Genomic DNA, 23,098 nt, shown 5'->3' with positions numbered 1-23,098 from the left:
CATAAAAGGCGTTAGTGAAAGAATAAGAGGTGTAGGCAAGATGAATAAAATGAAATTGGGGTATGACGGGCAGAGACGATTAATCATTGTTTTATTTTCCGCCCTGCCAGTTTTTTTACTTTTGTTATTTTCATATTATCCTTTATTTAAAATGGTACAGTATAGTTTTACAAACTGGAATGGAATAAGCCCGACAAGTGAAAATGTTGGCTGGGATAACTATATTCGCATTTTTACCACTCCTGAATATTTCTCTGTTTTTAAAGTAAGCTTATATTATTTCTTTGCAACATTTGTACAACTAGGAATCGCATTATATTTTGCGACCGTTTTAACGTTTAAAGTAAAATTCGCAAATCTTTGGAAAGGAATTCTTTTCTTCCCATATTTATTAAATGGGGTAGCGATTGGGTTCATTTTCTTATATTTCTACAAAGGTGGAGGTACGCTAGATACCGTATTGAATTTCTTAGGACTAGAAGATCAAATCCGTCTTTGGTTAGGGGATCGCTCCATTAATAACGTATCAATGGCATTTACTTCTATTTGGCGTTATATGGGCTTTAACTTTATCATCTTCCTTGGTGCTATTCAGTCGATTGATTCAGAAATTTATGAAGCTGCAGAGATTGATGGAGCAAATCGCTGGCAGCAATTCCGATATATTATTATGCCGAGTATTAAGCAGATTATTTTCTTAAATATTATCCTTGGTATCAGTGGCTCACTGAGTGTATTCGAAATTCCTTATATCATGACTGGTGGATCAAACGGTACGAAGACATTCGTTATCCAGACAATTGATACAGCCTTTAAGTTCAGCAAGGTCGGATTAGCATCTGCGATGGCGTTAGTATTACTTGTTATTGTTATTGTTGTGACATTGCTGCAGCAGTTCTTAACAAGAGAGAAAGGAGCGAAATAACATGAAATCACAAACTAGCTTGGAAAAACAAACAGGAATAAAAAGTGAAAATGGATTAACAACTGCGATGATGGTAAAGAATATCCTCGGATTCATTGTCAAATATGGAAGCTTATTAATCGGAGCCGCTGTTGCCATTGTTCCTGTTTTAGTTGTGATTATTGGCTCCTTTAAATCAAAGCAGGAATTTTTAACAACGGGTGTATTAGAACTGCCGAAGAATTTTACCTTTAACAATTATGTTACAGCCTTTGTGGATGGACAAATGCTGACTGGTTTTAAAAATACGATCCTTATCTTTATTGCATCCATCATCGGAAAACTCCTTTTAGGAACGATGATTGCCTATGTACTGGATCGCTTTAATTTTAAAATGAAGAAGGTTATTCTAGCATTATTCCTTCTTGCAACATTGATTCCAGGTATCACAACACAGGTTGCCACATTCCAAATCATTAATGGAATGGGATTATTTAATACCATCTGGTCTGTTATTGTTCTCAACTTAGGTACAGATGTTATTGCTGTTTATATCTTCCTGCAGTATTTGAAAAACATCCCTGTTTCACTAGATGAAGCAGCGATTTTGGAAGGGGCGTCGTATTTTACGATCTATCGTAAAATCATTCTGCCGTTATTAAAAGCACCGATGATTACGATTCTAATCATCAGTGGTGTTGGAATTTATAATGATTTCTACAATCCGTTTCTATATATGCCTTCTCCAGATTTAAAGGTTATCTCGACAGCACTATTTGCCTTTAAAGGTCCGTATGGCACAGATTGGCCAGTTATCCTAGCTGGTGTTATCATCGTTATTCTTCCGATCCTAATTGTGTTCCTAACCTTACAGAAACATATTTATAATGGAGTCTCTGGCTCTGTTAAATAAAGAAAAGGGATAGCATCCAAACAAGATGCTATCCCTTTTCCATTACACCGGCCGAGGCACAATATATCTTGTCAAAAAGATTGTCAACGGCGGGGCAAAGAAGATAAATACTAGTAAATTAATGCGGACGAGAAAACTAATCGCAATGATAGTGGCCAGTATAATTAAACTGTTAATAAAACGGCGAATACAGGTGTCAAACGCGATTGCATACAGCCATTTTTGATCCTCCTTGCCTTTCGGAGGATCAGCTAGAAAATAAATACAATAAATGTAATAAATCCAAGCGAAAAAAGTGAAGAAAACAAGCGGGAATTGAAAAAAGCCAAGAACAGGACTAGCTGTAATGAGCGAATAATAAACGGATAGTAAACTAGCCACAGTCAGCAAAAAGACAACAAAAGACAATAGTTTATTCCCCTTATGCTTCTGATAGGCCTCTTCAAAGGAAATGCGAATACTGTATTCTACCTCATTGTGAATACTTTCAATGCTATGAATCAGACCAATACCAGCAGGAACTAAGCCATATACAAGTCCCCCGCGCAAAAGATAGATCCAAAAATAATACCCAGCAGTCGTATACTGAGCCACTCTGTTGATGAAAAGTATAATCTTATTATTCAATATGTTCACCCTTTTAATGTCTATATGTTAGTTATACATGTAAACGGAAACATTATCAATAGGGAGAATGCATAAAGAAAGGGGAAAGGATGCTATCCATGTTCCCCGTTAATTTATATATGAATAGTATTTTTTTTCAAGCGTGCAATAATATACTCTCCTTGCAGAAGCATAAATAGAAAAAACAACGGGATAGCAAGAAAGACAAGTTTGCGGTGCCATTGTAAGTTGCGATGAAGCAGGAATGCCGAAAATAAGTTAGTCAGCAGAAAATTAGTCATAAGAAAATCACCCTTTTTTTCTCTTAGTGTGATTAGAAAGGGTGATTTTTATTCAGGAGTCAGCAGCTGCAATAGTTTCAAGTACTGTCTGACATGTTGGGAATACACGCATATTTAGCTTTTTCCCATATGTATATTGAATTTTATAACATAAATAGAACTTTGTTGCATATTAGAGAAAAATATATCTGGAATATCGTGACAAGAAAACTACCTTTATTACCATCTGTTTTTATCTTTTGCTTCTAAGTATAGTTAGGAAATTTCCTATTCTAATCAAAGAATCACTAGTCCAATATCAAGAATCAAAGCTCTTCGGAAAACTTATCTGCTGCGCTGTAAAGGTATTTTGACAAAAGAAGTATTTACCATTCCAACCTGGTATCATCTGTTCATTTCAGCAGCCTCGCTATGGGACAGGCTTTTTGTTTAACTAATTTTGTTTTCCCATTTATTCATTTTTTTATCTAGTAAGTCATACAGCTCTTCTTCTCGATTAGAAAGCTTATAAAATAAGGATAATGCAACAAGGAGAGTATCAACACATTCTTCCTTAATGTCTTCTTTATTGAGCTGCTTATAGTCACTTCCGCTTGCATTTAAATAAGAAAGCACAGCCTGCGATACTTCTCCAGCTTCTTCTGATAATTTCAATGCCATTTGCTCCAGTGTCTTTGGCTCCAAGTTACTCATCCTCCTTAATCTCTCTAAGTAGATGTTCATGGTCTTCTCTCCTTACTCTTATGTAAATATACTAATAATCCATTAAGCAGTCTTCTACTTTATAAGGACATGTTTTTTGTTATTAGCCTTGAGAATCCTCAGCTGTTTGAATATTGATAGAAGCGGATTGTAATCCCCCTATGCATTTAGCATGAAGGTTTTATGAAATTTCAGCTATATTTCAACTAGTTAATTTCATGTATAAGCATTTGTCCAATGAAATGGCTGAAGTTCTTGTAACGAGACATACTTAATTTCATCTTTTTTATGCGTCACGGCTACTAATACTTCACCGCCCCAATACAGCAATCTTTCTTGACAAATACCACAAGGAGTAAGAATTTTGAAAGGGCTATTTTCATCATCTCTTACAACACAAATGGAATGAGTAACTGTTGTTTGCTGTTTATGAGCTTCTAGGATAGATCCCACTTCTATACAAAGATTAGTTGCTGCATTCAGCACTTCTGGTGCTACGCTAGTAATAATATTTCCATCACTTGTACGCATTGCGGCTGCACCGCCCCAACCGGTAGGATAGCGCTTTTCAATTAGCTGCACTGCTGATTTATATAAAATGTCCAATATAATTGCCCCTTCAGGAAGTATTTAAAATAAGTTAATCTGCATTTGGTATGCGAGAAAAACAAAAGTGACTGTTACATATAAGATTGTTCATTTAACATTATTGATAAATATCTTTTTGTGTATGGATAATGTCAAATAACTCTTTCAATATATTTTGATAAACTAAATCTGTGGAGGAAGATAGTATCTGTAATTGACGAATAGCACCTTCACAAACACCCCATCTTGTATAAGAACTTTGAGTTTCTTCTAAAATAAAACTTATTAATTCTTTTTGTTCTTGTGATAATTGATCCGAACTTATACACTTGTCAAGTAATTTTCTTATTTCCCTAATAGCGGATTCTTGATCGTCGGCTGAGTTAGGTGATTTATACGGAAATAAAACTTGATTTGTTTGTTTTGTAATTTCAATGTTATTTTCTAAACGTAAAATATTGTAATCTAAAATATCAGAGCTATTTATATTCAGCTTTATTTGATCGGAATATCTAAACTGATAACCTAAACTCCCAATAAAATGAGTGGATAAATCCATTGCGCTCTTTTCGATATCTTTTCCATAAACGTCTATTAGGCGTTTTGACAGCCAATTTAGTTCTTTATAATGTCTTTCTTGCATGTAACTTTGTAATTCCTCATCATTTTCGCCCAAAGAGATATTATATAATTCTGAGATTTTCTCCGTTCCATAAATGGAATGCTTTACCCGAAGCTGGGTATAAAATAGCTGCTTATCGTATGGACTTCCTTCGAGCAACAACGTATTTTGTTGTTCGTCAACCTTTTCGTCAACTTTTTGAATAATATAAAGAATCAATTGTGATTTTGTAGAGAAGTAATTATAAAATGTGCTTTTGGAAACTTTGGCTTGTTCCAAAATATCTTGGATTGCAGTATCATGATAGCCTTTTGTTCGAAATAATTGTTTTGCTGCTTCAATGATTTTTTCTTTTTTACTCATACAATTCTAACTCCTTTAAATATGATGGATATCATTATAATACCAATCTATCATAAAAACAAACTCGAGTACAGAAAAATGAACTTCTGTTTGATTGAAAGGGGGGATGGAATGATTATTCCTTAAAGATTTAATATCTTAATCAAGGTGAAAAGTCCGTCAGCAAGGAGGTGATAAAATAAGTGTTCTATTGAATACAGCTATCAACTGAGGAAGAAGGTTCCTTATACTTTCTATATAATAGTTATTATATAGAGGCTGAGGAGGGTCCTAGAAGTTATAAAGTTTATAATCCTATTACCGATCAGGGTGGTCTAAAACTCTAGTGTTACTCACTAGAAAATCTTCACAAACTACTCTAATGTCACAAGATGTACATTAATGGAATGAGGAAAGCCCTCATGCATAACGATAAGGGCTTTTATCTTTTCTATTTATTAAAAAAGTTTAAGACACGATCATTAATTTGTTCTGGCTTCTCCATCGACATCAAATGACCTACCCCTTTTATAATCTCTGTTGTAATATGAGGAGAGGAGTTCTTGGCACGATTAAAAGCTTCCACAGGATCATACATTACTTCTTCTTCTCCAAGTAACAGAAGAATTTGAGTCTGAATTTGGGCTAATTCTTCATCCTCAAATACATAAGGGAATGCTTGTTCCACTTGAGTTGCTTTTGGTGGAGAAGACACAGTGTCCTTCATTCCAGCTATTAATTGTTGTTTTATAAGAGGGTCAACAATATAACGGTTATTAAAAATCCATTTTAAAAAGTTGTTAACTCCTGCTTCATTACTAACCAATCCGATAGCGTAAGAATAGAATTCAGGATTAAACGGAATATAAGTAGCGGCTGGGCTCATAATAACAGCTTTATTCACCTTATCAGGGAAGAAGGTCAAGAAATTAACCGTATGTAAAGCACCATAGGATAAACCTACAATATTTGTTTTAGCAATTTTCAGAGAGTCTAGCACTTCATTTAACCAAGAAGCATAGCTTAATCGATTTGAAAATGGTTTCTCCGCAATGCTTTTATTTGTATCCCCTAAAATATCTATACAAATGACTCTATAATGCTTACTCCATTCTGCCACATTTGGATACCACATGGTCGAACTCATTTTAGCACCATGCAAAAGGAGTAGGGGTGGAGACAACTTATCTCCACTCTCAATTATATAGGTGTTTCCATAAGACGTTTCTAAAAAGTAAGAGGAAAATTGTGTTGGCCATAGTGCTTTTAATGCGTTATCGTAAGATTGAATGTATGTACTTTTTGGGTCATCTGACTTTAAATGATTCATTTTTAATTCCTCCACATAGTTGTTTTTACTAAACTCACCAACCGTTTTAGTTGAGTTAAGTTGAGTTTTAAGAAATAGATTACGCCTGATTTTAGATCACTGTTTGTTAAGAGTTCTTAAGTTACAAATAGATTAATAGATTGAACTTTTGTGAGTCGATTTAAATAGTCATAATAATTCCTCCCATATCTCTAAATTTCAAAGCCATATCGAATTTCTAGATATCCTTTCTCCTTCAACACTTAAAAGAGTGTCCGTAAGGGGGATTATTTAATAGAAGAGATACTGTTTATTCAGCTTTAATTGATGGAGACTTTATGAAAAAACATAATACAAATGCGATGGCGATTAGAATGAAGCCGGATATAAAGGCATTCTTAAGACCATTCAACAACGGAATAAAGGAAGAGTCTTCATAATAGCTTGAATATTTGGTCACAGTAGCTGACATAACCCCAACCATGACTGCAGATCCTAGTGAGGCAAACACTTGTCGAACAGTATTATTAATAGCAGAACCGTGACTTATCAAATCATTAGACAATGCATTTATTCCCGCAGTGGCTAAAGGCATCATGACAAATCCCATACCTAGCATTCTAAAAGAATAAAGACAAACAATCCACCAAGTAGCTGTATTGTTAGTGAGGTATAAGAATGGAAAAGTTGCTGCCGCTAGAATGAACATGCCCATTATTGATATTTTTTTAACGCCAAACTTATCAAATAATTTCCCTGATATTGGAGAAATAATACCCAGTACAATCGCACCAGGAAATAATATTAGCCCCGATTGAAGTGCTGAAAAGTTTTTTATAGTTTGTGTATAAATAGGTAAAAGAACTTCAAATCCAATCATAGTCATAAAAATAATAGAGACAATCATTGTAGACAATGTAAATGTTCTACTTTTAAAAACTTGTAACTCCAAAAAGGGTTGAGTGAGTTTAAATTGTCGATGGGAAAATAAAATTATGATTAGGAGGCCAGCTACGCAAGAGAACCCTGTAATTTTATTTTGCCACCCTATATTCCCTGCAACACTAATCCCATATAGCAGGGAACCTAAACCTATGCTACTAAGCATAATAGAAAGGATATCAATCTTCGGTTTAGTTAAATTAATGACGTTTTTCAAATAGAAGCATGCCAGTAACATGTTAATCACAGCAATTGGGAGAATTATATAAAATAAGTATCGCCAATTAAAATAATCAACAATCCATCCAGATAAAGTGGGAGCAATAGCAGGAGCAAATGCAATAACAATTCCTACTAACCCCATAGCCTCTCCTCGCCGTTCAACTGGATATACTAAAAACATTAATGTCTGCATTAAAGGAATAATTAATCCTGAACCAACCGCTTGGATGATACGTCCTAATAACAGTATGTTATATGTAGGACTGAGTGCACAGATTACTGTGCCTATTACAAAGCTTACCATTGCTGCCATATATAATTTTCTATTATTTATTGTATTTAACAAAAATGCTGAAGTGGGAATCATGATGCCACTGATCAACATAAACGCAGTAATGAGCCATTGTGCATTAATAGCACTAATGTCTAAGTCAACCATTATCTTTGGCAAAGCTGTGACCAATAACGTTTGGTTTATGATAGTTAAAAAAGTACCAATCATTAAAACGAGGACAAATCCGGCTCTACTAAATTGATTTCCATTAATGTCGATGGGATGTGCTCTAATATTTGTCATTCTTCTTATCCTCCTGTTGTATAAAATAAAACTCGAGTATATTTTTCTGAACTCTAGTACAATACCATGATAGAATTGAATAATAAAGATGTCAATATCCTTTTTGATTCGGCACAACTACTTGATGTGCAAAATTAGGAATGGTTATGCTTTCCAGTTATGAATTATTCATACTCTTTAATGATTCTTAAATAGCAACAAAGAATAACTTCTTTTCCTCGCCAATATAGATAGGAGGAGGAAGAGATAGTTCACTTTTTTCAGATAATAGTTTCACTAAAGGACAACATGCATTTACAGATGGAAATAGTGCTGACCATTGATTTCCTTTTTTTCTATATAAAAAGAAAAGGAGTGGTTCAGAATGACAATGGGCTTTGATTGTGCTACCAAGTTAACAGAAAAAATGGCAAAAGACTTGTATGGAGCAGGGTTTCGCTATGTTGCACGCTATTTAGGAGATAGCTGGAAGTCCTTTAATAAGAAAGAGGCAGAAGTAATTCAAAAGGCGGGAATAAAGCTGATTAGTATTTTTCAAAAAAGCGCTAATAAGATTTCCTATTTTACAGAAAAGCAAGGAACAGTAGATGGGAAGGACGCAGAAAAGTGGGCAAAAGCAGTTGGGCAGCCAGAAGGAACTGCTATTTACTTTGCAGTTGATTGTGAGGTTACAGGAAAGCAAATGGCCCAGATCCAAGCTTACTTTTCAGCTGTGAAAAAGGAGCTGATATCTTATAAAATAGGAGTATACGGTTCCTATGCAGTGATGCATACCATGAAGGGGGAGGTTGATTACTTATGGCAGACCTATGCATGGTCACGCGGAGAAGTCGCTCCCTTTATTCATATGTATCAATATGAAAATAATATCATCCTAGAGGGCGTCAACATTGACCGGAATCAGATTATGCAAAATCCTGGGCATTGGGACACGGAAAAAGTGCAGGCGAATAAGTATACTGTTCAGCAGGAAACAGGTGCCTTTCTAACAGCGGCAGATGCTAAAGCTGGCCAAAATAAAAAGGGAATCGTCAAGCCAGGAATATACTCGATTTTTAACAAATCTCAAGGAATGATAAATGTCACGAAAATAGCAGGAAAACCAGGATCATGGATTAACCCGCAGCAAGAAACAGTACACATCGTCTCCAGTGGAGAAACGTTAACGAAAATTGCCAAAATCTATGGAATGAGCCTTTCATCCATCCAAGCAAAAAATCCACAGATTAAAAATGTGGATCTCATTTACCCTGGGCAAGCGATAAAAATTTGAATTGACTAGACAAATTTTGAAAAAATGAAGGGTTTTCAAAGACGGAGAGCGAATAAGAAGGAGAGGTGAAAATATAGATGAAAAAGATAGAAAACGAAGTTCGATGGGGAATTATTGGCTGTGGAGATGTGACAGAAGTAAAAAGTGGACCAGGCTTTCAATTAGCGGAAAATTCAAAGCTAGTGGCAGTTATGCGCCGCAATGGTGAATTGGCTAAGGATTATGCGGAGCGTCATCATGTTCCTAAATGGTATGACAATGGTGAAGCGCTAATAAATGATCCAGATGTCGATGCTATTTATGTCGCTACTCCACCAGCTTTTCATAAAGAATATGCACTTCTTGCCGCAAAAGCAGGGAAACCAGTGTATGTTGAAAAACCAATGGCAAGAAATTATCAAGAGTGCCTAGAGATGATTGAAGCATGTAAACAAGCAGATGTGCCTTTATATGTTGCCTATTATCGACGTGCACTTCCTCGTTTTCTAAAAATAAAAGAAATAGTCGACAGCGGTGTGCTTGGGGATATTCGCTTTGTGCGAACAATCCAATATCAGCCACCTTTAAAAGATGATCAAGCATGGAGAGTGCAGCCAGAACTTGCAGGCGGTGGACTATTCCTTGATTTAGCGAGCCATACATTGGATATTCTGGATTTTCTGCTTGGACCGATTAAGGAGGCAGAAGGATTCGCAACCAACCAAAATGGCAGCTACGAAGCAGAAGACATGGTGACCGGCAATTATCTATTTGAATCAGGTGTGCATGGAACAGGGACATGGTGTTTTGGCGCCTATGACCATATGGACGAAAACGAAATTGTCGGAAGCAAAGGGAAACTGACTTTTGCAACCTTTGGGAATGGTCCCATTACGTTAACAACCTCAGAAGGAACGGAAGAGTGGGTAATCGAAAATCCACGTCATATTCAGCAGCATATGATTCAATTGATGGTGGATGAGTTAACTGGAAAAGGTACGAGTCCAAGCACAGGCGTAAGTGGAGCAAGAACCAACTGGGTAATGGATCAGCTGATTAAAGGGTATTATGGGGAAAAGGCATCTCGTTGAGAGGTGCTTTTTTGTGTGGCAGCCATGACTTTGTTTTGGCTGATATATCTCCAGTTTGGCTGATTCCACCCTTACTTTGGCTGATATTTTCTCAGTTTGGCTGATTCCACCCTTACTTTGGCTGATATTTTCTCAGTTTGGCTGATTCCACCTCTGCTTTGGCTGATATTTCCCCAGGTTGGCTCATTCCGCTCTCCCTTTGGCTGATATCTGGAAAGTTTGGTTGAAAAAAATCGTTATTTTTGCTGATTATCTACTCTATTTCAGCATATTAATGACAACATTGCTAAAAAATTAACTTTCTATCTTGTGACATTTCTTTATAAACAAGTTTTCTTTTTCAAAAATCCAATCTTTACAATAAAATCCCGAAGCACCATCTTCTGCTTCGGGATTTTTTCCTATTTTTAATTTTTTATTTCGAACTTGCAGTAGCTCTTCGGATAAAAAATGATAGCACTAATGCAACACTCGCAATAATCGTAGCTACAATAAAAGCGTCATTAATTCCACTGATTGTAGATGCTTGAGCTGCTTTTCCATAAACTGTAGAGATTGCTAAGGTTTGACCTGCTCCGGTTGGAAGTCCTGTGAGACCAGCTAAACCTTGACCAAGCTGAGCAAATTTCTCTGCAATATATGGGTTGGCAGACGAGATAATGTTGTTATAGTTATCTAGATGAAAAGCGGTACGATTGGTCATGACTGTGATTAAGAAGGCAGTACCAATACTTCCCGCAACTGTTCTGGCTGTATTGGAGACAGCAGTTCCATGACTCGTTAAGTTTAATGGGAGCTGGTTCATTCCCTCTGTCATAACCGTCATCATAATAAATGACATCCCGAACATCCGGAAAATATAAAGCATCATGAGATGAGAGTAAGATGTCTGCATCGTTAATTGAGTGAAGCCCCATGTAGTCAGAACCGTAATGATTAAACCGATGATCGCTAGTGGTCTTGCCCCAAAGCGGTCAAAAAGTTTTCCGGAAATTGGTGACATGATTCCCATTACAATCGCACCTGGCAGCATTAATAATCCAGAATCGAGGGCAGTGAAGCCGCGGATATTCTGCAAATAGATTGGTAAAAGCAGCATTGCCGCAAACATCGCCATATTGACAATCATGCTTACTAATGTTGTTAAAGTAAAGATACTATATTTGAATACACGTAAGTCTACCATAGGCGCTTCTGTTGTAAGTTCTCTCCAGACGAAGAGGCATAAGAAAATTACTCCGATAACAAGAGAAAGAACAACTACTCTGCTATCCCATCCGTTATTTCCTGCTTCGCTGAAACCATAAAGCAAGGAGCCTAGGCCGACTGTACAAGTGATAAAGCCAATCGTATCAAAGACTGGATTGGATACTTTTGTTACATCCTTCATCCACAGAATAGCGATAATTAAATCGAGAATGCCGATTGGAATAACAAGCTCGAATAAGACTCTCCAAGAATAATGACCGATTAACCAGCCTGATAAAGTTGGCCCAATGGCTGGTGCGAAAATCATGACGACACCCATAATCCCCATTGCTGTTCCGCGTTTTTCGGGCGGGAAAATAATTAAAAAAACGGTCATTAAAAGTGGCATTAATAAACCGGCGCCTGCTGCTTGGATGATACGCCCAATTAGAAGCATCGAAAATCCAACAGAGGTCGCACAGACAATGGATCCGATGGTAAACGCGGAGATTGCTGAAATCAACAGTTTCCGTGTTCCTAGTTTATTGATTAAAAATGGAGTGATTGGGATAAACACACCATTTGTCAGCATATATCCAGTGGACAGCCATTGGACGGTGCTTGTTGATACATTTAAATCGTTCATAATATGTGGAATGGCCACATTTAGTAAAGTCTGGTTCAGAATAGCGACAAATGCACCTAGCATGAGGGCAACAATCACTTTACCGCGGTTGATTTCTTCGGCCGTTTCTAGTGGTTTATAAGGAGCTTTTGCTTTTTTTGATTCTTTGGCTTCAGCTGCTTGCTCCTCTTCATCCGCTATTTCGTTAGATTCGACAGCATTAGCAAGGCGTTCCTTTTCATCGGATATTCCTTCATTTGTTTCCATTGCTTCTGCTACGCCATCTTCACCGTCTTCTTTCATTGCATCTGCATGCTCTATGGTATCCGACGACTCTTCTTGTTTTACCATCTCTGATTTTGTAAGGGATGACGTGGTGTCATTTTCCTTCTTGGCATCTTCCATAACGCGGCTCGGTTTTGCTACTGTCTTCTTTTTTCGTAAAAAAAGATTGATGATCAGCAGAAGGAGGATGCTTCCTATAATATAGCTTGTGATGTAAGTGGTCATATCCATCACCTACTTATGAATTCTTACGGAAACGTTCATACCTGGAATTAGTTTTAGTCCGCCGTAGTTATCGATAGAGATTGTTACCGGAACTACTTGTGTTTCTTTTGTATAGTTTCCTGAGCTGTTGTTGCTTGGCAGAAGGGAGAATGTTCCTGCTGTTGCAAGTCCTAAGCTGTCTACTTTTCCTGTTAAAACAGTCTCTGGGTAGGCATCTACATATAAATCAACTTCTTGCCCAACTTTTACTTTGTTAATATCTGTTTCATCGACATTTGCTGTTACCCATAGATTTTCTAAATCATAGCTTTTAGCAAGGGAAGTTCCTGCAGCAACAAATGTATTTGGGACAGCGCTAGATTGAACAATGGTACTATTTTCTGGAACAGTAATATCCATTTTAGTTGTACCTGATTCTGTTACAACCTCTACAGTACCGATTTTTTCGTTTTTGTTAAAAGAAGTACCTGCTTCGCCTTTCCAATCCGTTAATTTACCTGTTGCTGGTGATGCGATGCTGATTTGTTGTCCAGCAATTTGAGCATTATCTGTTTTGATATAGGAAACAGATTGGTCGTAGAAATAATAGCCGGCAAAACCTCCGCCAACTAACACAATCAATAGGATAATATTTAATAAAATCATGCGTTTACTATTCATGGTTGTTCCTCCTCAATTTCATTTAATATGGTCAGTATTTTTTCATTTAGCTCAAGTAATTTGTTTATGTCTTCCTCTGGAAGCTGCATAACTTCTCTTACTTTTCCTGCTAGAATAGAAGTCCCAGCGAAATATTGCTGCATGACGTGCTGACCTTCTGCAGTTAGTTGGATGTTGACCGATCGACGATTGTTTTCAGGAATGGTTCGTTCAATTAATTGTCGTTGGGATAGTCGATCGATAACACCGCTAACGGTGCTTTTGGTTAAAGATAGTTTTGTTGCAAGTTCTCCAATGCCGATATTAGGGCAGAAATAAATTCTGTACAGCGTTTTTAACTGCACGGCTGTTAAATCCAATTTCTTCGCATCAAGGTGCACTAGATGGTTATAGGCTTTATTAATACGAGAATAGGAGCGGATTAATTCATTATTTAACGACCCGTTCATCTGAATTTTTCTCCCTTTCTAATAGTTTTTATCAGAACTGTTCGTATGCGAACTATTGGATTTTCGCATATTTTTTTGGAGAAGTCAATGGATTTGCTGAGATCTTGTTAAGGAAATCACTAATTTATGAATCAGCTGTAAATGGTTTGTTTTTTTCTTCAAAAAGAGCGAGAAAGGCATCGACCACATTTGGATCAAACTGCTTTCCTTTGTTCAGCCTAATTTCGTGAAGAATTTCTTCTAAAGGAATTTCTTTTCGATAAACGCGACCGGAAGACATCGCGTCAAAGGTGTCTGCAACTGCGACGATACGAGCGAGCAATGGGATTTCTTCTCCCTTTAAGTGTTGCGGATAACCTTTTCCGTCAAAGCGCTCGTGATGATATAAAACAATATCCAATATCCCACTATTTTTATATTGCTTAACATGTTTAATGATTTCATACCCTTTTGTTGTATGTTTTTTTATTAATTCATATTCAGTTGCTGTTAACTTTCCTGGTTTTGTTAATAAAGATTCGGGGATGCCGATTTTTCCAATATCATGCAGTAATCCGCCGATATGAATAACCTCACATAAATGATGGGGGAGCTTCATTTTTTCGGCAATTTGCATGGCATATTTTGCGACATTTTTCGAATGGTGCATCGTATAGGAATCTCGGGAGTCGAGTGCATTGGAAAGTACTTTTGTTAAGGCTAAATTATCTTCCATCACTCTTTGCACGCGTGACATAAAGGCAACGGATATGAACGTGATCAGAAGATAGGTTAATAAATAGGTAATAAAAGTAAGAATAGATGAAGCATGTGGCTCCGGAATGAAAAAAAATCTACAAACAACAACTAGAAACGTCAACATTACAATCTTCCAAAGAGAGCTATTGTAGAAGCCGAGTCCCAGAAAAATAGAGCATAATATATATAAAATAAAATAATTATCATGGTTTTGCAGAATATAGCGATTTAAAATGATACTAATGATAAAGAGAATAAAGAAAAGATAACGAAAATAAGCAGGATTATTCCAAATTCGATGATGCATATCGGACCTCCAGTGCTAATCTTAATCGAACAAACCTCTATTAATGGAAGCATTCCCTATTCTTCTAATTTAATAAGCTTTGCAGGGGAGAAATATTTTCTAAAAAAAAGTTCATACTACAAAATGAAAATAATTCCTGAGGTGATCAGATGAATGACCAACAACGTTCCTTTTTTGATCGATTAGTTTCCATTCAAGAAAAATATACAAAAGAGGCGCAAGAGTATTGGAGTTTGTATTCAAACATAGATTCATGGCAATTTTGGGTGGTGCTGCTTATGTTAGTTGTTCCCCTGATCGTCTTATATTTTACCATTGACCGCAAGCGGATTTTCATCATTGGTTTCTTTGGATTCGCCGTGCATATGTTATTTTTCTATGCAGATGCAACTGGTATTCGCTTTGGGTTATGGGCCTATCCATATCAGATGCTTCCTTTCTTACCAAGCTTTTCGCTAGATGGGTCGATTATCCCAGTCGCGGTTATGCTAGTATTTCAATGGACATTAAAACACGAAAAAAACTTCTATCTATATGCCGTCATTTTAGCAGCCATTTTTGGTTTTGGCTTTAAACCATTGTTGACAAGCATGGGGTTATTTGAACCATATAAATGGGTTAACTTTTTTCATATTTTCCTGATTTATTTGTTCCTATATATTGGTGGATATTTAATTACAAAACTATTTATGAAATGGCAAGAAGATGAGTAATTTATCTGATTTCGGCAAGGATAAGAAGGAACATTTAGTATAGATTATAGATCGGAGTCTATTCCATGCTCGTTCTTATCCTTATTGTACTTTTATTTAATACGATAGCATATAGCATTCCAAAACGATTAACTCCTATTGAAATGTTGACAACAACACTATTTGCAATGTTAATTCAGTTACTTACAGATATCTATCTTAGTTTGAAATATAATATTTATGGTTACTTTGAAAAAGGGCCTGACTGGGATAGCTTTATCTATATTCTGGGAATTTATCCTGCGGTCAATATTATTTTTCTTAATTGCTTTCCGTATAAAAAGAAGCTCAGGAATAAGATACTCTATGTTTTTGTCTGGGGCGTCTTTGCCATGATCTTTGAAACGATATTTATTTGGAGTGGTACCTTCTATTTAAATGGTTGGAAGCAATCATATTCTATATTTACGTATCCAGTTCTTTATGTCACGCTCCTATTATTTCATCAATTCACAGTGAAATTAATGAAAAGAAGCAGGAAAGAAAGCGACCATTAAACAGCCTTCGATTTGGTATAATATAAGGAAATACTAGAATTAGGTGGTTTGACATGACAATTCTTATATTTATCATCGCCGGCATAGCCGAAATTGGTGGAGGCTATCTTATTTGGCAATGGCTTCGTGAAGGAAAACCCTATTATTGGGGAATCTTTGGCGGGATTTCGCTCATTTTATATGGTATTATTGCAACCTTCCAATCTTTTATGTCTTTTGGTAGAGTATACGCTGCATATGGAGGTATCTTTATCATTCTCTCCGTATTATGGGGGTGGGGGATAGATAGAAAAACACCAGATATATATGACTGGTTAGGGGCAGGAATTTGTTTATTAGGTGTGATGATAATGGTTTTTGCACCGCGTCATTAAATGCTGGTTTTAGGATAGCTTCCTTTCTAATAGTTAAAGTGCTTCCTCTATAAATCTTCTTAAATAAATAATCCCTTAGAAATTGGCATCCTTTTCAGTAAAAGGAGGAAAGTTGGAATAGTTTCCATTATAACTAGAGTGGATAATCATTCGCTATTCAGCAAGAGATTACATGAAAATAGGGTGATCGACATTAAAATAACGTTCCATGCTTTTTTAAATAATATGACATTAATAATTGCTTTTATGTTTTTGGTACTGCAGTTAAAAGAATATCTTGTCTTGCGATATAAAAATATTCTCAAGTATATGTGGGTTACTCCAATTTTTGTTAGTCTATTAAGTATTGCAGCCATGTGGGAGCCGCTAATTTATGGGGAAGTGCGATTGGATTTACGAGGTGTTCCGATTTTTTATATTTCTTATTTATTGGGATGGAAATATGGATTAATCTCGACCATCTTACCAGCTTTATATCGCTATCAGCTTGGAGGCACCCTTGTAATGGATGGGATATTTCAGGCAATTATTCTGCCATTTATAATAGGCGCTTTTTTTCAAGATAAGAAGTCTTATAATCCACCATATTCCATTATAAATATGAAGCATATGCTGAGCGCATTTTTCTGCTACCAGATCCTAAGGCTATTTTTTATTCTTCAGACGACCCATGTTTCGTTCATGACAGTAATATTACTTATAGTATTTGAACTCGTTGCTGTTCTCTGCATTTTTCTTATGCAAAATAGTGTTAGCAGAAAACAGTTATTACGAAAAGAACTAGAATATCATTCAAGACATGATAGTATGACCGATTTATATAATATTCGTTTTTTTCGGACAAATGTTGAAAAGCTAATGCAGAATAATGTCCCCATTGTCATTGCCATGATGGATGTAGATTATTTCAAAAAGTATAACGATATCCATGGTCATCCAGCTGGTGATGCTGTACTACGTACAATTGCGCAGCTATTAAATGATACGATGAGACAAGAAGACATTTTTGCCCGATATGGCGGTGAGGAATTTATTATGTGCTTTACCAAAATAACGAATATGCAGACAGCTGCAAATATTGCAGAGCGAGTTCGAAAAAATGTGGAGGATTATCGATTCTTTGGGGAAGAGACTCAGCCTAATGGGAAAGTAACTGTTTCTGTTGGAATAGGCGGTCTTTCTGCTGGGAAATCACTAGATGAATTAATAAAAGAGAGTGACCAAATGCTGTATAAGGCAAAGAAATTAGGCAGAAATGTAGTAGCGTGCAGTTCCTCCTAAGTGAGGGACTGTCCTTCTTAATGAGTCGTTTTCCAAAGAAAAAGACAATTCCGATGTGATAGAAAAAGGTGGAATTGTCCTATTATAAAGTTTACTTTTGTGATTCACTTGCAAAGACAGTTTCCAACTCTTTCATTAATAATGCTGCGCCTTCTTTACTTAACACAAGCTTTCCATTACCAACCGTGATATTATCGGGAGAGACTTCTCCTGTAATGGCACATTCTTCAAAAGCTTTATATTTTTGGAAGACAATTTTTTCCCCTTCGACAAAAATTTCTAAAGGATCTTTAATTTCAATTCCTAATGTTCTTCGCAATTCTCTTGGAATAACAATACGACCTAATTCATCCACTTTACGAACAATTCCTGTGCTTTTCATACTTTTTCCCTCCCTATACATTTTTTAATATATATCCTATATTTTAACATACTGTCTTGGAAAATGAAGAAATATTTTGAAGTAAAGATAACTTGCTGGAAGCATATCACTAGAATTAGCTACAAGCTTTCCACTATACTTTTTTTGAAGAGGAAATCTTTTCTAATTCATAGAAGGAGGATATAATCATGCAAACAACCATTCCACAAATCACGCTTAATGACGGTCTTGTTATTCCAGCAATTGGTCTTGGTACCTATAATTTACGAGGAGCAACTGGGGTTCAGGCCATGACATCAGCAATAGACATGGGCTATCGGTTACTAGATTCTGCATTCAATTATGAAAACGAAGGCGCAGTTGGAGAAGCAGTTCGCCGCAGCACCGTAAGCAGAGAACAGTTATTTATTACCTCCAAACTTCCAGGACGCCATCATCAATACGACAAAGCCATCTATACCATCCAAGAATCACTATACCGCACCAAATTAGATTATTACGATTTATTTTTAATTCACTGGCCAAACCCCAAAACGGACTTATATGTAGAGGCATGGCAAGCCTTGATTGACGCCAAAAAATGGGGACTCATTCGCTCCATCGGCGTATGTAACTTCCTGCCAGAGCATCTCTATCGCTTGAAAAAGGAAACTGGCGTACTGCCAAGCATTAATCAAGTAGAGCTCCATCCATTTTTCTCTCAAAAAGAACAATTGGCCTACGATAAAGCAAACGGTATCGTAACCGAATCATGGAGCCCACTCGGCCGCGCAAATAACGTTCTAGAAAACGAAACAATTAAACAAATAGCAGAAGCACATGGAAAAACAATATCCCAAGTCATCCTTAGATGGCACACCCAACTAGGAGCATTACCAATCCCAAAATCAAGCTCCCCTGAACGTCAACAAGAAAACTTGGAGATATTCGATTTTAAACTGAACGATGCCGAAATGAATAAAATTTCCAGCCTAACCCGAGCTGACGGCCGCATTGCCGATCAAGATCCAGCTGAGTATGAAGAGTTTTGAGGTAGTTTGACTTAAGGAGTGGGGAATTGAGCGGGGCGGTTGGTTGGAGAAGTTCGGTGTGAATTGGCTGAAATATGGGTGGAATTGGCTGGATTGAGGTAGATTTTGCTGAAGCAGGCGAGGAAATCAGCGGAGATGACAGTAAATTTGGATGAAGTTGGCGAATATCAGCTGAAGTAGTGGTGGAATCAGCTAGAGTGCGAGATATATCAGCCAAAGTAAGGATGAAATCAGCCAAACTAGGAAAATATCAGCCAAAGTGAGGTTGGAATCAGCCAAACTGGGAAAATATCAGCCAAAGTGAGGTTGGAATCAGCCAACCGGAGAAAATATCAGCCAAAGCCAGGTTGGAATCAGTCAAACTAGGAAAATATCAGCCAAAGGGAGGTTGGAATCAGCCAAACTAGGAAAATATCAGCCAAAGTAATGGTGGAATCAGCCAAACTGGGAAAATATCAGCCAAAGGGAGGTTGGAATCAGCCAAACTAGGAAAATATCAGCCAAAGTAATGGTGGAATCAGCCAAACTAGGAAAATATCAGCCAAAGTGAGGGTGAAATCAGCCAAACTAGGAAAATATCAGCTAAAGTAATGGTGGAATCAGCCAAACTAGGAAAATATCAGCTAAAGTAATGGTGGAATCAGCCAAACTAGGAAAATATCAGCCAAAGTAATGGTGGAATCAGCCAAACTGGGAAAATATCAGCCAAAGGGAGGTTGGAATCAGCCAAACTGAAGAAATATCAGCCAACCCAATTTCCCTCTCCCCACCAAAAAGGTTTTTCAAGCAAAAAAATAGAATAAATGAAATAGAGAAAGGAAGTGGTAAATTGTTTATAAACGAAATTGGTAAGAGCAATAGATTAAAAACTACGGAAATTCTAATCAAAAGATTAAAAGAAACGTATAAGCTTAGACCGAATGTAATGGAAGATTTAAGGAAATTGTTAGCAGGCTATCGGGGTGAGAAAGATATGAAGTATTACTTTCAATTTTTGCCAGACAAAGATTGCCTCATCATTCATAATCTTCGCCTCTACGATGGAAAAACATATTTCCAGATGGACTATCTCATCCTCACGCAAAAATTTGCTCTTATTGTCGAATGCAAAAACTATTATGGAGAAGTAGAGATTGACTCCAACTTTAATCAGATGATTCGCAAAGTAGATGAAAAGGTAGAAGGCTATTCGAATCCAATTTCCCAAGCCAAAAGGCACCAACGTCAATTGCAAAAGTACTTTCAACTGCATAATCTCCCGCCAATCCCCATCGAATTCATCATAATATTCAGCAGTTCATCTACTATATTAAAGGGAAGTCCAGCTATCAGAGATAAAGTCATTCACAGTCATAGTTTTTTAGAAAAATGGGACAATCTCTCTCAAAAATATAAAGTGACTGTGGTAGAAGGGAAGCTCCTCCGCAAAGTATCCAAAAATCTCCTGAAAAATAACACTCCTGAAAGTATCGATCTACTAAGAAAATATGGAATCCCGCAAAGTGACCTCATCACAGGTGTACAATGCCCATCATGCGAAAAATTTGCGATGATACGTCAAAAACGCAAATGGTTCTGTCCTCACTGCCACACATATGATAAAAATGCCCATCACCAAACAGTGAACGATTATTTTTTATTAATAAAAGCCACTATTACAAATAAAGAATTCCGGCAATTTGCCAACATATCCTCACGTGAAACAGCTGCTAAAATGCTAGTAAGAATGAATTTGCGAAGTATAGGAGAAAATAGAGGAAGAAAGTATCAAAACCCATAAGCAATCAGGATAAATATTCGAATGGATGATGAGTAGAGAATGAAAATGTGCTCATTATCCATTAATTATTGGGCAAGGTGAGGAGGAATCAGCCAACCTAGGAAAATATCAGCCAAAGTAGAGGTAGAATCAGCCAAAACTAGGAAAATATCAGCCAAAGTGGAGTTGGAATCAGCCAAACTGGGAAAATATCAGCCAAAGTGGAGGAGAAATCAGCCAAACTAGGAAAATATCAGCCAAACCCGAGCGAAATCAGCCAACCCTCCAACCCAACTCAGTCCCACCCCACCAAAACTCATCCCGCCAACAAAGTCTTCATCAATCGCTTCTCCAGCACAATATCCGTCATATTCGGATTATGCTTCTCCAACTGAGCTCCTTCTTCGCAAAGCGCAGTTGCTTTTTGGCGATCGCCATTTACGTACAACTCATATGCGGCGGCAATTCGTTTATTGCTCATCTGTTTGATTGCTAGGAAGCGTTTTACTTCTTTATTCTTATAAATAGATTGGACTTCTTCTTTGTCACCTTCCAGCACAGTTAACAAAAACAAGCGCTCTTTGGCAACCTCCACTCGGAAAAGGGAGATTAACTCGTCTTTCCTTGCCCACAGTAAGTCATTAATTCTCTTTGCTTCTTCAAAATCGAGGCGGTCCATTGCGCGCACTTGTTGCATGCACAGTCCCCACTGGGAAAAATAATCCTTCCCATCATCGCCATCGGGCAGTGCAAATAGTTCTTCTGGCAGCTCCTGATAAGAAACGCCATTGGAAGTTTGCGCATTAATATAGAATTGACTAAATAGCTGCCATTGCTTTTTTTCGCTGCTCCACGCCATTTTTAATGTCATCCCATCGTTAAAACCATAAGGAATAATATTTGTTACTCCAATAAAGAGGCCAAGGAGTACGAATAGAGTGATAGGGATAGGAAAAGCATTCCCGTATACAATCAAAGCGATGCCGCCAACCACTAAACTACTGAGAAAATTTATGATAACTCCGCCGCATAAATACAACTTAAAGGGATACTTGCCTTTCACATATTCGGGAGGAGCCATTAAACACTGGCCTAATGTACCTGGCACATGCAGCTTTTTCCACTTTAAACCGTCTTTGGTGGCAACAACCATCCAGGAAAAAACGCGAAAGGAAACAAGGGAATAGCCAGTTAATTTTCCAAAAATAAGATGTCCACCTTCATGTAAAATAATATGTATAATATAAAATGCAAGAAAACAAACGACTCCAAGAAGAATATTCGTGATAGTCCATTCTTGCGATAAAAGAGTGAGCATAAGTGCTCCGCCAAATACTCCTCCAATCAAAGCCATTCCTAGTGTTGAAAGAAATTTCTTCATGCCATAACTCCAATCTTAAGAAATCTTGTTAAGTTAATTGTAACAAAGCCCTATACATTCATCTATCAAAAAAAGCAATTTATCCCAAATCGTCAAAATAGTATGAAACACATAGACATAGTAAAATAATAGAGAAGGTCTACATAGAAAAGGAGCGTGTACCATAATGAAGACAGAGCAACAATATTTTGAAGAAGGCACAACGATTCAAACATATATGGAAAACATGAGTACATTAAAAGAGGAAAGCTATGAAGTATATGAAAACTTCTCTTTGCCGCAAGATGGTTTTACCGAAGAATTAAAAAAGCATAAGTTACATTTCCTAACGATTACGGAAGATTGGTGTGGCGATGCGATGGTGATTAATCCTGTTCTTCGCAAAATAGTAGAAGCGGCGGATTTGCCAATGCATGTGGCATTGCGAGATGCAGATACAGATTTAATTGATCGCCATTTAACAAACGGCGGCAGAGCAATTCCTATGGTGCTTATTTTAAATGAACAAGGCGAGTTAATTGGCAAATGGGGACCGCGTGCACCAGAAGTCCAAGAAATAGTTAATGAAGGACGCGCTAAGCTTCCTGCAAAAGAGGACCCAGCATTTGCGGAAAAACAAAAAGAGTTTTACGAAAGCCTGCAAAAAAGATATCGCACCGAGCCAGCTATTTGGACATATGTATACAATAGCTTTAAGAGCAGAGTCCAAGAGATTATTAAATAAGCAGACAGCCCTTGAATTTGAGGGCTGTTTTTTAATTGGTAAAAGCTTTTGTTTGACATCGAACTCTA

Annotated in this window: 23 protein-coding genes; 11 read left to right on the top strand and 12 right to left on the bottom strand. The window is 37.0% G+C overall.

The genetic code is table 11. The features are described from left to right. The first annotated feature begins 40 nt into the window (after window positions 1–40). Both NSQ92_RS20265 and NSQ92_RS20260 read left to right on the top strand, forming a co-directional pair. Window positions 41–925 (top strand): carbohydrate ABC transporter permease, encoded by an 885-nt coding sequence (locus tag NSQ92_RS20265; protein WP_047942624.1) that lies wholly within the window; start codon window positions 41–43, stop codon window positions 923–925. A gap of 67 nt (window positions 926–992) precedes the next feature. Further along, window positions 993–1,817, top strand: a complete 825-nt coding sequence (locus tag NSQ92_RS20260; protein ID WP_047942718.1) for a carbohydrate ABC transporter permease — start codon at window positions 993–995, stop codon at window positions 1,815–1,817. Window positions 1,818–1,859: 42 nt separating this feature from the next. On the opposite strand, the gene NSQ92_RS20255 is transcribed toward NSQ92_RS20260, so the two are convergent. The 6 genes from NSQ92_RS20255 to NSQ92_RS20230 all read right to left on the bottom strand — a co-directional run bounded on the left by NSQ92_RS20255 (window position 1,860) and on the right by NSQ92_RS20230 (window position 8,029). Beyond that, a complete protein-coding gene (locus NSQ92_RS20255) occupies window positions 1,860–2,444 on the bottom strand; it encodes a hypothetical protein (protein WP_341153172.1) in 585 nt (194 codons plus the stop codon). 710 nt (window positions 2,445–3,154) lie between these two features. Beyond that, window positions 3,155–3,448 carry a MazG-like family protein gene (locus tag NSQ92_RS20250; RefSeq protein WP_341153171.1) on the bottom strand — a complete coding sequence of 98 codons (294 nt, stop codon included), beginning with the start codon at window positions 3,446–3,448 and terminating at the stop codon, window positions 3,155–3,157. Window positions 3,449–3,643: 195 nt separating this feature from the next. Next, on the bottom strand, window positions 3,644–4,036 hold the full coding sequence (locus NSQ92_RS20245) for a cytidine deaminase (RefSeq protein ID WP_369988888.1): 393 nt from the start codon (window positions 4,034–4,036) through the stop codon (window positions 3,644–3,646). Window positions 4,037–4,133: 97 nt separating this feature from the next. Beyond that, on the bottom strand, window positions 4,134–5,000 hold the full coding sequence (locus tag NSQ92_RS20240) for a TetR/AcrR family transcriptional regulator (RefSeq protein ID WP_061801315.1): 867 nt from the start codon (window positions 4,998–5,000) through the stop codon (window positions 4,134–4,136). Window positions 5,001–5,430: 430 nt separating this feature from the next. Continuing rightward, window positions 5,431–6,309 (bottom strand): alpha/beta fold hydrolase, encoded by an 879-nt coding sequence (locus NSQ92_RS20235; protein ID WP_047942618.1) that lies wholly within the window; start codon window positions 6,307–6,309, stop codon window positions 5,431–5,433. A gap of 289 nt (window positions 6,310–6,598) precedes the next feature. Then, window positions 6,599–8,029, bottom strand: coding sequence for an MDR family MFS transporter (locus NSQ92_RS20230; RefSeq protein WP_095320437.1), 1,431 nt, complete (start codon window positions 8,027–8,029; stop codon window positions 6,599–6,601). Between the two features lie 364 nt (window positions 8,030–8,393). Between NSQ92_RS20230 and NSQ92_RS20225 the strand changes: the two genes are divergently transcribed. Next, window positions 8,394–9,302 (top strand): glycoside hydrolase domain-containing protein, encoded by a 909-nt coding sequence (locus tag NSQ92_RS20225; protein ID WP_341153170.1) that lies wholly within the window; start codon window positions 8,394–8,396, stop codon window positions 9,300–9,302. A gap of 77 nt (window positions 9,303–9,379) precedes the next feature. Continuing rightward, window positions 9,380–10,372: a Gfo/Idh/MocA family protein gene (locus tag NSQ92_RS20220; RefSeq protein ID WP_341153169.1), complete on the top strand. Its 993-nt coding sequence runs from the start codon at window positions 9,380–9,382 to the stop codon at window positions 10,370–10,372. A gap of 415 nt (window positions 10,373–10,787) precedes the next feature. Here the strand turns inward: NSQ92_RS20220 and NSQ92_RS20215 are convergent, their stop codons facing one another. The 4 genes from NSQ92_RS20215 to NSQ92_RS20200 form a co-directional block, all read right to left on the bottom strand. Next, a complete protein-coding gene (locus tag NSQ92_RS20215) occupies window positions 10,788–12,695 on the bottom strand; it encodes a DHA2 family efflux MFS transporter permease subunit (RefSeq protein WP_095320441.1) in 1,908 nt (635 codons plus the stop codon). Between the two features lie 9 nt (window positions 12,696–12,704). Continuing rightward, on the bottom strand, window positions 12,705–13,355 hold the full coding sequence (locus NSQ92_RS20210; RefSeq protein WP_047942613.1) for an HlyD family secretion protein: 651 nt from the start codon (window positions 13,353–13,355) through the stop codon (window positions 12,705–12,707). Next, window positions 13,352–13,804, bottom strand: coding sequence for a MarR family winged helix-turn-helix transcriptional regulator (locus NSQ92_RS20205; protein WP_047942612.1), 453 nt, complete (start codon window positions 13,802–13,804; stop codon window positions 13,352–13,354). Before NSQ92_RS20205 ends, NSQ92_RS20210 begins: the two co-directional genes overlap by 4 nt. 124 nt (window positions 13,805–13,928) lie before the next feature. Beyond that, window positions 13,929–14,849: an HD-GYP domain-containing protein gene (locus tag NSQ92_RS20200; RefSeq protein WP_061799555.1), complete on the bottom strand. Its 921-nt coding sequence runs from the start codon at window positions 14,847–14,849 to the stop codon at window positions 13,929–13,931. Between the two features lie 149 nt (window positions 14,850–14,998). Between NSQ92_RS20200 and NSQ92_RS20195 the strand changes: the two genes are divergently transcribed. The 4 genes from NSQ92_RS20195 to NSQ92_RS20180 all read left to right on the top strand — a co-directional run bounded on the left by NSQ92_RS20195 (window position 14,999) and on the right by NSQ92_RS20180 (window position 17,753). Beyond that, a complete protein-coding gene (locus NSQ92_RS20195; RefSeq protein ID WP_047942610.1) occupies window positions 14,999–15,562 on the top strand; it encodes a CBO0543 family protein in 564 nt (187 codons plus the stop codon). Between the two features lie 65 nt (window positions 15,563–15,627). Continuing rightward, entirely contained in the window at window positions 15,628–16,098 is a 471-nt protein-coding gene (locus NSQ92_RS20190; RefSeq protein ID WP_047942608.1) for a CBO0543 family protein, read from the top strand. Window positions 16,099–16,151: 53 nt separating this feature from the next. Next, a complete protein-coding gene (locus NSQ92_RS20185) occupies window positions 16,152–16,472 on the top strand; it encodes a YnfA family protein (RefSeq protein ID WP_047942607.1) in 321 nt (106 codons plus the stop codon). A gap of 183 nt (window positions 16,473–16,655) precedes the next feature. Next, window positions 16,656–17,753, top strand: a complete 1,098-nt coding sequence (locus tag NSQ92_RS20180) for a diguanylate cyclase (RefSeq protein WP_235844510.1) — start codon at window positions 16,656–16,658, stop codon at window positions 17,751–17,753. Between the two features lie 91 nt (window positions 17,754–17,844). Here the strand turns inward: NSQ92_RS20180 and NSQ92_RS20175 are convergent, their stop codons facing one another. Next, the gene (locus NSQ92_RS20175; protein ID WP_047942606.1) at window positions 17,845–18,135 is read right to left on the bottom strand and encodes an AbrB/MazE/SpoVT family DNA-binding domain-containing protein; all 291 of its coding nucleotides are present in this window, start codon (window positions 18,133–18,135) and stop codon (window positions 17,845–17,847) included. 188 nt (window positions 18,136–18,323) lie between these two features. Between NSQ92_RS20175 and NSQ92_RS20170 the strand changes: the two genes are divergently transcribed. Both NSQ92_RS20170 and NSQ92_RS20165 read left to right on the top strand, forming a co-directional pair. Further along, complete coding sequence (locus tag NSQ92_RS20170; protein ID WP_341153168.1) at window positions 18,324–19,166, top strand: aldo/keto reductase; 843 nt, start codon at window positions 18,324–18,326, stop codon at window positions 19,164–19,166. 829 nt (window positions 19,167–19,995) lie between these two features. Continuing rightward, a complete protein-coding gene (locus tag NSQ92_RS20165; RefSeq protein WP_144544830.1) occupies window positions 19,996–20,946 on the top strand; it encodes an NERD domain-containing protein in 951 nt (316 codons plus the stop codon). Window positions 20,947–21,241: 295 nt separating this feature from the next. On the opposite strand, the gene NSQ92_RS20160 is transcribed toward NSQ92_RS20165, so the two are convergent. Next, window positions 21,242–22,306 carry a hypothetical protein gene (locus tag NSQ92_RS20160; protein WP_341153167.1) on the bottom strand — a complete coding sequence of 355 codons (1,065 nt, stop codon included), beginning with the start codon at window positions 22,304–22,306 and terminating at the stop codon, window positions 21,242–21,244. A 166-nt stretch (window positions 22,307–22,472) separates the two neighbouring features. Here NSQ92_RS20160 and NSQ92_RS20155 point away from each other — a divergent pair, with 166 nt between their 5' ends. Next, on the top strand, window positions 22,473–23,030 hold the full coding sequence (locus tag NSQ92_RS20155; RefSeq protein WP_171510133.1) for a thioredoxin family protein: 558 nt from the start codon (window positions 22,473–22,475) through the stop codon (window positions 23,028–23,030). The last annotated feature ends 68 nt before the right edge of the window (window positions 23,031–23,098 follow it).

This window comes from Niallia sp. FSL M8-0099, assembly GCF_038006945.1.
Lineage (GTDB): Bacteria > Bacillota > Bacilli > Bacillales > Cytobacillaceae > Niallia > Niallia circulans.
The sequence above is the reverse complement of the archived record's forward strand: the minus strand, read 5'-3'. Positions and strand labels throughout refer to the sequence as shown.